This window comes from Arthrobacter sp. HLT1-20, assembly GCF_054510895.1.
In genome coordinates this window covers 21,262-34,633 of sequence record NZ_JBTNDR010000040.1, presented here as the reverse complement: position 1 = coordinate 34,633, position 13,372 = coordinate 21,262, and the positions used below count along the sequence as shown (strand labels likewise).

Genomic DNA, 13,372 nt, shown 5'->3' with positions numbered 1-13,372 from the left:
ATCCTTTTCGCCACGTCTCTCATCTCCCCCCCCCCTCCCCCCCCTCTCTCCCCCCCCCCCCCCCCCCCCCCCCCCCCCCCCCCCCCCCCCCCCCCCCCCCCCCCAAGGCGCATTCATGCCACACGGCACCGACTCTAACTTCCCCGGCGCTGCGCCCCATCGGTTCCCGCGGGCGGCGTGTGGGTGCTGGAGGCAACGGTTTCATTGTCACCATTGAGGACCACGCGCCAATGACCGCGCTCCCCCGACAGGAATGCCGGGAGCCAATGGCTGGCGTCGGCCCACATGTGCGCATGGGGCAATGCGTCCACGGGATACCACCGCGGCGCAATTTCGGGGCTCTCCACGGGATCGCCAAGGAACCTCCGGCACAGGAACACTGTGGTGAACATGTCCCAGTCCCCCCTGGCTGGGAACACGAATTCGACAGTGCCCGCGGGAATCAGTTCCATCGCCGCTAGGACGATGCCTGTTTCCTCCTCCACCTCACGGCAAATCGCCGCAACAACACTTTCCCCAGGCTCCACATGGCCGCCAATGCCAACAATTTTTCCCTTGCCGAAGCCCGTCTTTTTCAGGCCCAGCAGCACCTGCTGCTGCCCGGCGTGGGTGCGGAGCAGGAAACACAGTGTTACAGGGGCGGCAGTCATGAATCCAGCCTAAAGCCTGGCGCAGGCCGCCCGTGCAACCGGGGCGGGCGCTAGTAGGCCGTCCGGCTCGTGTTGCTCCGCCACTGATCAAACGGATCCACGGCCGTCCCCGTTGCCGGCGCCGCCTGCGCCACAGGCATCAGGGCCCTGTCATTCCCGGAATCAAAGTACCCGTAGAAGACAGCATCGTCGAAGCCTGCCGCCGCCGCATCATGCCGGTCCGCAGCAAAGTACACCCGCCCGATCCGGGCCCACAGGGACGACGCCAAACACATGGGGCAGGGTTCGCAGCTGGAGAAGAGGGTGGCCCCGGTCAGGTCAAAGCTGCCAATGCCCTGACAGGCGTTCCGAATGGCCGTCACCTCCGCATGGGCTGTGGGGTCCAGATTGGCCGTCACCCTATTCACGCCCGTAAATTGGCGGCCATCGGCTGTGACCACAATCGCCCCGAACGGACCTCCGCTATTACGCACGTTCGCCACGGCCAGTTCAACGGCCTGTGCCAGATAGTGCCCTGCCCGCTGCGTAGCATCCATGGAACTGTTCCTTGCAAGATGTGGAGCGTGGGGCCGGGACCCGGCCGGCGGACCCGGCGGCCGCGTGACCTTGAGACTAGCAACCCTGCCCCACGCTGACAATGATGCACGGGTTCGGCGGTGCCTCAGCAGCCCTGCATGTACGCTCTGTGGTAGGTGAACTGCTTGAAGCGAGAACCCGTCTGCTACGACAATGAAGTTGGAGCACCACCATGAACAACCGCGAACTCCTTGCGGGCGCGGAGCCCGTTGTCACAGTCAACGGCGCCCAGCGGCCCTTCGGCCCCGCACCGGCGCACACCACTGCGCTTGACTGGTTGCGCAACAACGGCCTCACGGGAGCCAAGGAGGGGTGCGCGGAAGGGGAATGTGGGGCCTGCGCCATTCTCGTAGCCCAGGCCGACGGCGGCACTGGAGCAAGCTGGACAGCCGTCAACTCATGCCTGGTGCCCATGGCCTCCCTGGACGGGCAGGAGTTGGTTACTGCCGAAGGACTGGGCACTGCCGAAAACCTGCACCCCGTCCAAGAGGCGATGGCCCGGGCCGGTGGTTCGCAATGCGGCTACTGCACACCGGGATTTGTCTGCAGCATGGCGGCGGAGTTTTACCGCAGGGACCGGACGGTTGGAGGGCCGCAAGTGTCCGCCGCGGAGACGGGCGCCACCAGGGAAGCGGGCACCCACGCGGAGACGGGCGCCAACGGCTTTGCCCTGCAGGCCCTGAGCGGTAATTTGTGCCGGTGCACCGGATACCGGCCCATCCGTGACGCGGCCTATTCGCTGGGACAAGCCGGCGACGACGTATGGTCCAGCCGCCGGGATGCGGCTGCCCCGGAGTTCCGCACCACCTTGCTGGAGCGCACGGACGGCGTGTTTGTGCGGGCCACAACATTGGAGCAGGCCACCACACTGCTAGCTGCCAATCCCGGTGCCGTCCTAGTTGCTGGCAGCACCGACTGGGGTGTGGAGGTCAACATCCGGGCACGCCGCGCGCAGTTGGTCCTAGCGATCGACAGCATCCCCGAACTTGCTGCAATCCAGCTGGGGGATCGGGAGATTGTCATTGGTGCCGCGGCGTCGTTGTCGGAGATAGAACGGCGACTGGGCGGCCGGGTCCCGCTACTGGGGCAGCTCATCCCCCAGTTCGCCTCACGGATCATCCGCAACCGGGCCACCCTGGGCGGCAATCTTGGCACGGGATCCCCCATTGGCGACAGCCCGCCAGCCCTTCTCGCCCTGGACGCAGAAGTTGTCCTTGTCTCCGCCACGGGTGGGCGCACGGTTCCCCTGGCGGAGTATTTCACCGGCTACCGCACCACGCTCAGGGAACCGGCCGAACTCATCACCGCCATCCGCATCCCGTTGCCGCTGTCCACGCTGACTGCCTTCCACAAGATCGCCAAACGACGCTTTGACGACATTTCCAGTGTTGCGGCCGCGTTCAGCCTGCAGCTCGAGAACGGTGTGATCACGAAGGCCAGGATCGGACTGGGCGGTGTTGCGGCCACCCCGTTGCGGGCCTTGGCCACCGAAGAGGCCCTCACCGGCCAGCCGTGGAACGGGGAGACGATCAGGCATGCCGCGGCCGTGCTTGGGGCGGAGGGAACACCCCTGGACGACCACCGGGCCAGCGCACGGTACCGCTCGGCCATGCTGTCAAGCGCCCTGCTCAGGCTGTACGCGCACAACAGCCCTAGCCCAAAGGACACCCCATGAGCCATCTATCACAGCGCCCCAGCGCACCGGCCGTCGGCAAGCCCGCGCCCCATGAGAGCGCCAGGCTGCATGTCACCGGCCATGCCCTCTACACGGACGACCTGTCCCAACGCACAGCCAACACCCTCACTGCCTGGCCCGTGCAGTCCCGGCACGCCCACGCGCGGATAAGAACCATCGACACCTCCGCAGCACTCTCGGTCCCGGGCGTGGTCCGTGTGCTCACGGCCGCGGATGTGCCCGGTCTCAACGACTGCGGTATCAAGGGTGATGAACCGCTCTTCCCCTCCGAGGCCATGTTCCACGGCCACGCCGTGGCCTGGGTGCTGGCAGAAGATCAGGACGCCGCCCGCGCCGGCGCAGCCGCCGTGGCTGTTGACTACGACGTGTTGCCGTCACTGGTTTCGCTGGCCGAGGCCATCGCCGCCGACTCCTATCAGGGCGTGCCCAGAACCGTCCGCCGCGGCGATGCTGATACGGCACTTGCAGCAGCCCACCTGGTGGTTTCCGGCGTCACCGAATGTGCCGGACAGGAACACTTCTATTTGGAAACCCAGGCTGCGTTGGCCACTGTGGACGAGGGCGGGCAAATCTTCGTCCAAAGCAGCACCCAGCACCCCTCGGAGACGCAGGCAATCCTTGCCCACGTGCTGGGCCGTGCAGACCACGGGATCACAGTCCAAAGCCTGCGCATGGGCGGCGCCTTCGGCGGCAAGGAAATGCAGTCCCATGGCTTCGCCGCCATTGCCGCATTGGGCACTTTGCTGACCGGGCGCCCGGTCCGCGTCCGCCTGACCCGGACCCTTGACATGACCATGACCGGCAAGCGCCACGGATTCCACACCTCATGGGAGGCGGGCTTCGCACCGGACGGCACCCTGCTGGCGCTCAAGGCCCAGCTCACCTCCGACGGCGGCTGGTGCCTTGACTTGTCCGAGGCGGTGATGGGGCGGGCCCTCTGCCATGTGGACAACGCCTATTTCATCCCCCATGTGGAGGCCACGGGCCGGGTAGCGCAATCCAACAAGACCTCCCAAACCGCGTTCCGAGGCTTTGGCGGCCCACAGGGCATGCTGCTGATCGAGGACATTCTGGGCCGCAGCGCACCGTTACTGGGGCTGGCACCGGAAGAACTGCGCCGGAAGAACTTCTACCAGCAGGGCCAAAGCACCCCCTACGGCATGGAGGTCCGCCATGCGGAACGGATCACCAGCATTTGGGCACAGGCCCTGGACCGCAGTGGCTTCGCGGAGCGCCGCACGGAGGTTGATGCCTTCAACGCCGCACACCCCGACACCAAGCGCGGGCTGGCCATCACGCCGGTCAAGTTTGGCATCTCCTTCAACCTGGTGGCGTTGAATCAGGCCGGTGCGCTGGTACACGTCTACAAGGACGGCTCCGTGCTGATCAGTCACGGCGGCACGGAGATGGGCCAGGGCCTGCACACCAAGATGCTGCAGGTGGCGGCAACCGCACTGGGACTCCCGCTCTCCGCCATCCGCTTAGCCCCCACCCGCACGGACAAGGTGCCCAACACCTCGGCCACAGCGGCCAGCTCAGGCTCAGATCTCAACGGCGGGGCTGTCAAGAATGCCTGCGAACAAATCCTGGCGCGAATCTCCGTGGTGGCTGGCGGCCTGCTGGGGGTCTCCGCCCACGACGTCCGCTTCGCCGAGGGCCAGGTGACGGGTTTGGGGGTCCCGGACAAGAGTTTTACCTTTGGGGAGGTGGTCATGAACGCCTACCTGCAGCGCGTCCAGTTGTGGGCGGCCGGGCACTACCGCACCGAGGGCCTGCACTGGAATCCGGAGACCATGCAGGGTTCACCCTTCAAATACTTTGCCTGCGGGGCCGCCGTGGCCGAGGTGGAGGTGGACGGGTTCACGGGCGCCTACACCCAGCGCCGGGTGGACATTGTCCACGACGCCGGGGACCCGCTCTCCCCCATGATCGACCTGGGCCAGATTGAGGGCGGCTACGTCCAAGGAGTGGGCTGGTTGACCCTGGAGGACCTACGCTGGGATGAAGGTACGGGTCCGGACCGCGGCCGGCTGCTGACACAATCGGCCAGCACCTACAAGTTGCCCAGCTTCTCCGAAATGCCGGACGTGTTCAACGTCCACCTGTTGGAGCATGCTGGCGAAGAGGGCGCCGTGTACGGTTCCAAGGCCGTGGGCGAACCCCCGCTCATGCTCGCGTTCAGTGCCCGGGAGGCCCTCCGTGACGCGGTCTCGGCGTTCGGCCCGGCGGGGCGCAGCGTCACCCTGCCCGCCCCGGCAACACCGGAGGCAGTGTACTGGGCCGTCCGGGAGTCCCAAGAAGCGGCGGCAGTTTCGGCCCACGCCGTGGACCCGCGCCCAGATCCGGCCAGGCCAGCCGACGTGGCACGGTAGGCGCAGCCGTGGACTGGCTGGAGGCGGTGCTGCGCCTGCGCGGGCTCAACGAAACGGCTGTGATTGCCACGCTGGTGCAGGTGCGTGGCCATGCACCCCGCGAACCGGGGGCCAAAATGGTGGTTTCGGCCCGAAATTCCTGGGGAAGTGTGGGCGGCGGAAATTTCGAGGCCTGCATCATCGACCGGGCACGGGAGCTCATCGCATTCGGGCATGCGGCCACGGAACAGGTGACGTTTACGCTCAACGACAAGGTGGCCACCCGGCACGGCGTGCAGTGTTGCGGAGGCGAGGTGGAAGTTGTGCTGGAAGTCCTCGCCGCCCGGCGGACGGTGGCGATTTTTGGCATGGGCCATGTTGGCTACGAAATTGCGCACATGCTGTCCAGGCTGCCGGTGAACCTGGTGCTGGCTGACTCCCGGCAGGAGGCTCTCGCGCAGGACCGGATGGCGGCGTTGACGCAGGGTCCGGCTGCCGTGGGCATCCACCACGCCCCGGCCCCCGAAGTGGTGCTGGCCGGGCTGCCGCCGGGGGCAACCATTCTGGTGCTCACTCACGACCACGCCGAGGATCTCATTCTTTGCGAGGCCGCCCTGAGGTCCACGCCGTCCTACATCGGGTTGATCGGCTCCACCGGCAAATGGCAGCGATTCCGCAAGAGGCTGCGCGAGGAAGGCCACGACGCCGCTGCGATCAGCCGTATCACCTGCCCCATTGGCCTGCCAACCATCACCGGCAAGGACCCCGTCAGCATAGCCATCTCCGTGGTCGCGGACCTGACCATGCGCTGGGAACAGTCCACGGGATAGGCAGTCTCCCGGCCAACGGTTTTTCCTGCCCGTGCACCCTCGCTTTCCTGCCCCGGGGCAGGCGCGGCGACAGAAATGGGCACGGGCGCGGGCATCCTGGACTCCGCCAGCCAGCCGCTTGCCGGTAAGGATTTTGACACATTTTCAGCTAGATGTCCCACATCACAACCGTGTGATGTGTGTCAAATAACAAATATAGATTTTGCATAGCGAAACTTTTAGCAAATGTGCTTCGCCCCACATAACACGCCCTCCTACTGTCAATTCATGCCCGCTGCGATTTCTGCCAGCGCCCGCACCTGACCAACCCCCTGGAGGAACCGTGAAGTTCTCACGCATGCTCGCCGTAGCTACACTGGCTGCCCTGGCCCTAACCAGCTGCGCACCCCCAACATCCAACAACGCTGCCTCGACGCAGGACGAGAAGACAGGCACCTTGCGTGTCTGGCTCTTCTCAGAGGTCAACCAGGACCCCAAGTCGGCAGTGGTCAACGCAACGATCAAGGACTTCGAAACGTCGCACCAGGGCGTCAAGGTCGACGTCCAGTACATCCCCGTTGACACACGCGCCGAGAAGTTCAAGGCCGCCTTCAACGACCCCTCCAGCGCCCCGGACGTTGCCGAGTTCGGCAACACCGATCTGGCCAGCTACGTCGCTGCCGGCGGACTCGCCGACATCACCTCCAGCATCAAGTCCTGGGATGAAGGCAAGGACCTGGACCCGAAGGTCCTGGCCACCACCGCCTTGGACGGCAAGAACTACGGCGTGCCGTGGTTTGTGGGCGTCCGCGCCCTGTACTACCGCACCGACATCCTCAAGGCTGCCGGCGTCGAGATTCCCAAGACCCTAGCCGAAATTGAAACAGCCGCCCGTGCAGTCCGCGCCAAGAACCCCGGCATGCTGGGCATCTCCGTGGGCGGCAAGGCTCAGTTCTCCGCCATGCCGTACCTGTGGGCCCACGGCGGCGCCATCGCCGCCGATAACAACGGCACCTTCTCCTCGAAGCTGGACACACCCGAGTCCCAGGCAGGCATCACCGCCTACACCAACCTGATGAAGGACGACATCTGCCCGGCACAAACCTGTGCCGAGTTTGGCGGCAACGCCAGCGTGCAACAGTTCATTGCGGGCAAGGCCGGCATGACCATTGGCGGCGACTTTAACTACAAGGCCATTGCCGCCAGCGAGTTCAAGGACAAGTTCGGCGTGGTCCCGGTCCCCGGCGTCACGGCCGGCTCCATCGCCCCCGCCTTTGCCGGCGGCAACAACTTGGGCGTCTTCAACAGCTCCAAGAAGAGCACCCTGTCCAACGAATTCGTCCAGGCCCTGGCCAGCAAGAAGTCCCAGCTGGCCATGTTCGATGCCATGGGCAACCTGCCCACCTTCACAGATGTACAAAAGAGCGTTGCCGAGAAAAACCCGTACGTGGCTCCGTTCATCGACACCATCGCCGCCGGCACCAACTTTGTGCCGATCACCTCCACCTGGTCAACCGTTGACGCCAAGGGCCTGTTCACCAACATGTACCAGCAGGTCGTCACCGGCAAGGCTGACGTACCCACGGCAGCCAAGGACACCACAGCAGCCATGAACAAGATCTTCGAAGCAAAGTAGTTCCGAAATGACCCTTCAACTTCCCGCAAAGCCTTCCCTGCAGGAGCCGAAGCTGGCCACCCCGTCGCCGCGCCGCACCAAGCGCCGCGGCGGGGTGAGCCGGTTTGAGCACTGGCTGTACCTGGCCCCCGCCCTGATTGTGCTGATTGCCCTCATGGGCTACCCGCTCTTCCAGCTCGTCAATGTCTCCCTGTACGACTACCGCCAGGACCAGGTCAGCGGCAACGCACCCCTGGACTTCATTGGGCTGGGCAACTACCAGACCCTCATGGCGGATCCCGAATTCTGGCAGGTGCTGGCCAATACGGTCATCTTCGCCTCGGCCTGCGTGGTTCTCACCCTGGTGACGGGCTCCGCACTGGCCGTCCTGGCCACCCGCCTGCGCCCCTGGGTCCGCAACACGCTCTTTGCCGTCTCGCTCGGTGCGTGGGCCACCCCCGCCGTGACAGGCAGTGCCGTGTGGCTGTTCCTGTTTGACCCCACCCAGGGCCTGATCAACAAGATGCTGGCCGGCGTTGGGCTGAGCCAGTTCGTTGACCATTCCTGGACGTACGAGAAGTGGTCGGCGTTCGGTCTCGTCGCCAGCGAAGTTGTCTGGTGCTCGTTCCCGTTCGTCATGGTCACCGTCTACGCCGGCATCCAGGCCATCCCCACCGAAGTCCTTGAAGCAGCCCGTCTTGACGGCGCCTCCATGCCGCGCATCTTCTCCAACATCATGCTGCCCATGCTGCGCCCCATCGTCATTATCGTGACCATCCAGTCCATCATCTGGAACTTCAAAATTTTCTCCCAGATCTACATCATGACCAGCGGCGGCGGCATAGCCGGCCAAAACATGGTCCTGAACGTGTACGGATACCAGCAAGCCTTCGCGGCCAGCCTGTACGGCCTCGGCTCCGCCCTGGGCGTCATCATGACAGTCCTGCTGCTGGTCATCACCCTTGTTTACCTGCGACTACTCAAAAGGAGTGGTGAAGTCTTGTGACAACACTCAAACTGGACGGGCCCGCCAAGGCGACCTCCCGCCGTCGTATATTCCCTGCCCGCTTATTCCCTGCCCGCTTATTCCCTGCCCGCAGGGGCTGGGCCGTGAACATCATCGGCCTGCTGATAGCCGTTGCGGTTGCGTTCCCGCTGTACTGGATGGTGCTGTCGGCCCTGAAGCCGGCCACAGCGCTCGACGCCGGTGACTCCACCCCGTGGACCCTCACCCCGTCTTTTGACTCGTTCGCGCGGGTGCTGAGCGTGAACAACTTTGGCCAGTACTTCATGAATTCGGTCATTGTGGCGCTGAGCGTCGTGGTCCTCTCCACCCTCTTCGCGTTCCTGGCCGCCGTGGCCTTGACCCGCTACAACTTCAAAATGCGCACCAAATTGCTCATCATCATCCTCGTGGCCCAGATGGTGCCCGTGGAAGCGCTGACCATTCCGTTGTTCTTCTTGTTCCGCAACTTTGGCGAGAGCATTCCGGCGATTGGCCTGAACCACTTGGGCTCACTGATCCTGGTGCACGTGGGCTTCAGCATTCCCTTTGCCATCTGGATGCTGCGCGGATTTGTTGCCGCCGTGCCGATCGAGCTGGAGGAGGCCGCCAAGCTCGACGGCGCCAGCAGCTTCCGCTTTGTCCGCTCAGTCTTGTTCCCGCTGGTGGCTCCGGGTGTTGTGGCATGTTCGGTCTTTGCTTTCATCTCCACATGGAACGACTTCCTGTTCGCCAAGACGTTCATCATCTCTGCCCAGGAAAACTCCACCCTGCCCATGGCGTTGCTGACCTTCTTCAAGCCGGATCAGAACGACTGGGGTGCCATCATGGCCGGCTCGGTCATCATGACCATCCCGGTGCTCATCTTCTTCATCGCTGTCCAGCGCAAGCTCGTCTCCGGACTGGCCGGCGCCGTCAAGGGCTAAGAAAGGCCTTCCATGCATTCCTTGATCCCCGCCCCCGGCTCGTTCACCGCAACGGGTTCCACCCTGCGCCTGGACGCGGCCACCACTGTCACGGCTGATCCCGAACTTGCCGCCGCACGGCGCTGGTTTGTGGGCGCGCTCGGTGCCGCGACCGGGTGGGACCTGGCCGGTACACCGGCCACCGACGCACCGGCCGCCGGTACGCCGGCCGCCGGTACGCCGGCCGCGACCATCGCGTTCGCCCTGGACACCTCGGTGGAACCCGAGGGCTACACACTGACCATCGACACGGCTGTGCGGATCACGGCGTCAGACAACGCTGGCGCCATGTACGGCGCCCAGACGCTGCGCCAGCTCCTAGGCCCGGCGGCACTGCGCCAGGCGCCGACGGTGTCCGCCGCGTCTTCGGCGCCCGTTTGGGAGCTGGCCACCGCCGTCATCACCGACAAGCCCCGCTTCAGCTACCGCGGCGTCATGCTGGATGTGGCCCGGCACTTCATCCCCAAAAATGACGTGCTGCGCTTCATCGATGTCATCGCCGCCCACAAGCTCAACGTGCTGCACCTGCACCTCACGGATGACCAAGGCTGGCGGGTGGAAATCAACAAGTACCCGCGCTTGACCGAAGTTGGTGCCTGGCGCAAGGAATCCAATCTGGGCGCCTGGCGGGCCGGCATCTTTGACGCCACCCCGCACGGCGGCTTCTACACGCAGGATGACTTGCGTGAGATTGTGGCATTCGCCGCTGCCCGGAACATCACAGTCATCCCGGAAATTGATGTGCCCGGCCACTCCCAGGCAGCCATTGCCGCCTACCCGGAGCTGGGCCTGGCCACCAAGCCGCTGGAGGTATGGACCCGGTGGGGCATCAACGAGAACGTCCTTGAACCCACCGACTTTGCCGTGCAGTTCTACCGGGACGTGCTCGATGAGGTCATGGGCATCTTCCCCTCCCCCTGGATCAGCCTGGGCGGGGACGAGGTCCCGCTGGATCAATGGAATGCCAGCCCGTTCGCCCGCAAGGCAGCCGCCGATTTGGGCTTCGACTCCGTGGCCGGGCTCCACGGCTGGTTTGTGGGGCAGCTGGCCGAGCACCTGCACCAGCACGGACGCAAGTCCGGCGTGTGGGATGAGATTGGCGATGTGGGCCTGCCCGACGGCGCCCTGGTCGCCTCCTGGCGCGGCTACGAGGGCGGTTTGGATGCGCTGGCCAAGGGTTACGATGTGGTTATGTGCCCCGAACACAAACTGTATTTGGACCACCGCCAGTCGGCCCTGGATGAAGAGCCCGTCCCGGTGGGCTACGTCACCACCCTTGAGGCGGTGTACAACTTCGACCCCATGCCCGACGCCGGAGACACGGACTTCCCGGGCCGGCTGCTGGGCGCGCAGGCCAACATCTGGACAGAGCACCTCCCCTCAGCGCGGCGGATTGACTATGCCGCGTTCCCCCGCCTGAGCGCCATCGCCGAAGTGTTCTGGTCTAACCCGGACACACGTGACTTCGCCGACTTCGCGGCCCGGCTCTCCCCCGCCCACCTGGAGCGGCTCTCCGCCATGGGCGTGGAGTTCCGGCCGCTGGACGGCCCCCACCCCTGGCAGCAGCGCCCCGGCGTCGCAGGTTGGAAGCGGGACTACGAGCTGGAGCAGGCGGCCGCGGCCCAGGCTGCCGAGTCCCTGTGAGCGAACCGGAAGAAAGCGGCGAGAAGCGGAACTCGTCGTCGTCCCTGCGTAAGGCGCTGAGCCTGCTGTCCGTTGTGGCGGAGCAGTCCACCGATCCTGAGGGGATGTCGCTGCTGGAGTTGGCCAAGCGTTCGGGCATCAACAAGAGCACCGTGCTGCGCCTGACCACCCCGCTCATCGATGAAAACCTGCTGGAGCGGGACAGGCAAAGCGGGAAGTTTCGTCTGGGCTTTGGCAGCTTGCGGCTGGGGCAGTCGTACCTGGATTCGCTGGATCTTCGCAGCGCCGCCAACGCGGAGCTGCGCGCCCTGATGCGCAAGACAGCCAACACGGTTCACCTGGTGGTCCTCTCGGGCCATGAGGTGGTGTACCTGGACAAGGTGGAGGACGAGGCCACGGTGCGCATGGCCTCGCGGGTGGGCGCCACCATGCCCGCGTACTGCACGGCTGTGGGCAAGGCGATCATGGCGTACAGCTCCGAGGAGGTGGTGTCCTCGATCTTGTCCGTACCGCTGGCGCCCATCACGGCCAAGACCATCACCGACCCGGCAGCGCTGCGCCAGGAGCTCGCAGCCGTGCGCCGCCGCGGCTACTCCATTGATGACAGGGAGAACGAGCCCGAGGTGCGTTGTGTTGCGGCGCCGATCTTCAACCACGACGACGCCGTGGTGGCGGCCTTGAGCGTTTCCTCGCTGACGTCCCGCATGACGCCGGCCAAGGTGCGCGAGGTGGGTCCCATGGCAGCGGCCGTGGGGCTGCGCATCTCGGTGAAGCTGGGGTCACGCCGGGCGGCGTCGCTGCTGAAATAGTCTCCGCACTGTCACGCGCCGACGGCCTGCCCAAGGACCGTTTCCGCGCTGACAGCCTGCCAAACAGCTCAGGGCCCATGAAATTTCATGGGCCCTGAGCTGTTTGGCAGGCTGTCAGCGCATTTTGCATCGGGCCGCGCACGGTTAGTCAACCATCCGCCGTCTCGCATTGTCCATGGCTGCCTTGATGCGCCGGCGCAGAAGTTCGGGGTTGGCGAGATCCTCCCAGACCACCCGGATGAAGCTCCATCCCTCCTCCATGAGTTCGCGTTCACGCAGCCGCTCCTCATAAATGGCCTCCTCCGTGGGTTTGAAGTCGAAGTACTTGGTTTTGCCGTCAAACTCCAAGGCCAATTTGATATCCCGCCATGCACCGTCCAGCCGGTAAGTGTTTCCCCGGACCAGCATCCGCACTTGATACTCCGGGGCAGGGATGTCCATTCCTGCAATCAGCAGCCTGGTCCGGGTTTCCCCAGCGGACTCCGAGCCGATGTCCAGAGCGGCAATGACCTTCCGCGCCGCCGCCACGCCGCGATGGCCTTTGAGTGCGTCCAACAGCGCGAGCATTGTGTCAACCTTGGCCCCCTGGTGCAATCCGCTGTCACCAATGATGACTGCTGTGACAAAGGGGACCGTCCGGGCACAGTCAACAATGGTATGCTCCAGCGACGTGAGGCAGACCACCCCCATGTAGCGGCGCCGAATCCGGAGCAGCTGTTCCGGTGCCATGGTGCGCCGATGCACCGTGACGCCCCGAATCTTGCTGGTGGAGGACAGGGATGACGGTGAATTCACGTGGATCTCGCGGCCTGCATTCCACACCTGCAGCCCCAGTAACCGGGCAGCGCTGAGATGGCTGTAGCAGGCGTTTCCGTGAGTGGCCAGGGCATGGGCTCGAAGCCTCAGCAGGTCTTGCTCCCACGGCGTCTGCTGCTGCCAGTGCGCCATTTGCAGGTAGACCCCGTGCCTGATCCGAAACAGCAGCCCCCACGCCCTTGCCGCCTTTAGAACCTGCGGGCCAAGCCCGACAGCTGTCAGCTGGGCAGTGTTGGCAATGGTTCTCCCGGCGGGCCAGTCCCGGGTGATTCTGCTGGCCAGATCGCGCATTTCCATGGATCCAGCATCGTCCTGCAGGGAAGCCATTTCAACGGGGGTACGGCCCGGTTGTGGATAACTACTCCCCTGCAAGTCGACGACGGCCCCCCCCCTTTCTCTGGGGGTGTGCAAAACAGTTAGGGCCCCATAAAATTCCGG

General features: G+C 64.9%; 11 protein-coding genes. 8 read left to right on the top strand and 3 right to left on the bottom strand.

Features of this window, described 5'->3' with window-relative positions; all coding sequences use genetic code 11:
• Positions 1 to 134: 134 nt before the first annotated feature.
• Both ACX80Q_RS16335 and ACX80Q_RS16330 read right to left on the bottom strand, forming a co-directional pair.
• The gene (locus tag ACX80Q_RS16335; RefSeq protein WP_459331589.1) at positions 135 to 650 is read right to left on the bottom strand and encodes an 8-oxo-dGTP diphosphatase; all 516 of its coding nucleotides are present in this window, start codon (positions 648 to 650) and stop codon (positions 135 to 137) included.
• A 50-nt stretch (positions 651 to 700) separates the two neighbouring features.
• Positions 701 to 1,186, bottom strand: a complete 486-nt coding sequence (locus ACX80Q_RS16330; RefSeq protein ID WP_459331588.1) for a nucleoside deaminase — start codon at positions 1,184 to 1,186, stop codon at positions 701 to 703.
• A 212-nt stretch (positions 1,187 to 1,398) separates the two neighbouring features.
• On the opposite strand from ACX80Q_RS16330, the gene ACX80Q_RS16325 reads away from it, so the two are divergent.
• The 8 genes from ACX80Q_RS16325 to ACX80Q_RS16290 all read left to right on the top strand — a co-directional run bounded on the left by ACX80Q_RS16325 (position 1,399) and on the right by ACX80Q_RS16290 (position 12,118).
• Positions 1,399 to 2,901, top strand: a complete 1,503-nt coding sequence (locus ACX80Q_RS16325; RefSeq protein WP_459331587.1) for a xanthine dehydrogenase small subunit — start codon at positions 1,399 to 1,401, stop codon at positions 2,899 to 2,901.
• Entirely contained in the window at positions 2,898 to 5,294 is a 2,397-nt protein-coding gene (xdhB, locus tag ACX80Q_RS16320) for a xanthine dehydrogenase molybdopterin binding subunit (RefSeq protein WP_459331586.1), read from the top strand. Before ACX80Q_RS16325 ends, xdhB begins: the two co-directional genes overlap by 4 nt.
• Before the next feature lie 8 nt (positions 5,295 to 5,302).
• A complete protein-coding gene (xdhC, locus tag ACX80Q_RS16315; protein ID WP_459331585.1) occupies positions 5,303 to 6,103 on the top strand; it encodes a xanthine dehydrogenase accessory protein XdhC in 801 nt (266 codons plus the stop codon).
• Between the two features lie 322 nt (positions 6,104 to 6,425).
• Positions 6,426 to 7,718, top strand: a complete 1,293-nt coding sequence (locus tag ACX80Q_RS16310; protein ID WP_459331584.1) for an extracellular solute-binding protein — start codon at positions 6,426 to 6,428, stop codon at positions 7,716 to 7,718.
• A 7-nt stretch (positions 7,719 to 7,725) separates the two neighbouring features.
• Positions 7,726 to 8,703: a carbohydrate ABC transporter permease gene (locus tag ACX80Q_RS16305; RefSeq protein ID WP_459331583.1), complete on the top strand. Its 978-nt coding sequence runs from the start codon at positions 7,726 to 7,728 to the stop codon at positions 8,701 to 8,703.
• A gap of 104 nt (positions 8,704 to 8,807) precedes the next feature.
• Positions 8,808 to 9,626 carry a carbohydrate ABC transporter permease gene (locus ACX80Q_RS16300; protein ID WP_459331590.1) on the top strand — a complete coding sequence of 273 codons (819 nt, stop codon included), beginning with the start codon at positions 8,808 to 8,810 and terminating at the stop codon, positions 9,624 to 9,626.
• 12 nt (positions 9,627 to 9,638) lie between these two features.
• Positions 9,639 to 11,309 (top strand): beta-N-acetylhexosaminidase, encoded by a 1,671-nt coding sequence (locus tag ACX80Q_RS16295; protein ID WP_459331582.1) that lies wholly within the window; start codon positions 9,639 to 9,641, stop codon positions 11,307 to 11,309.
• Positions 11,306 to 12,118 (top strand): IclR family transcriptional regulator, encoded by an 813-nt coding sequence (locus tag ACX80Q_RS16290; RefSeq protein ID WP_459331581.1) that lies wholly within the window; start codon positions 11,306 to 11,308, stop codon positions 12,116 to 12,118. The genes ACX80Q_RS16295 and ACX80Q_RS16290 overlap by 4 nt, the downstream gene beginning before the upstream one ends.
• Before the next feature lie 144 nt (positions 12,119 to 12,262).
• On the opposite strand, the gene ACX80Q_RS16285 is transcribed toward ACX80Q_RS16290, so the two are convergent.
• A complete protein-coding gene (locus tag ACX80Q_RS16285; RefSeq protein WP_459331580.1) occupies positions 12,263 to 13,261 on the bottom strand; it encodes a type IV toxin-antitoxin system AbiEi family antitoxin domain-containing protein in 999 nt (332 codons plus the stop codon).
• Positions 13,262 to 13,372 lie beyond the last annotated feature (111 nt).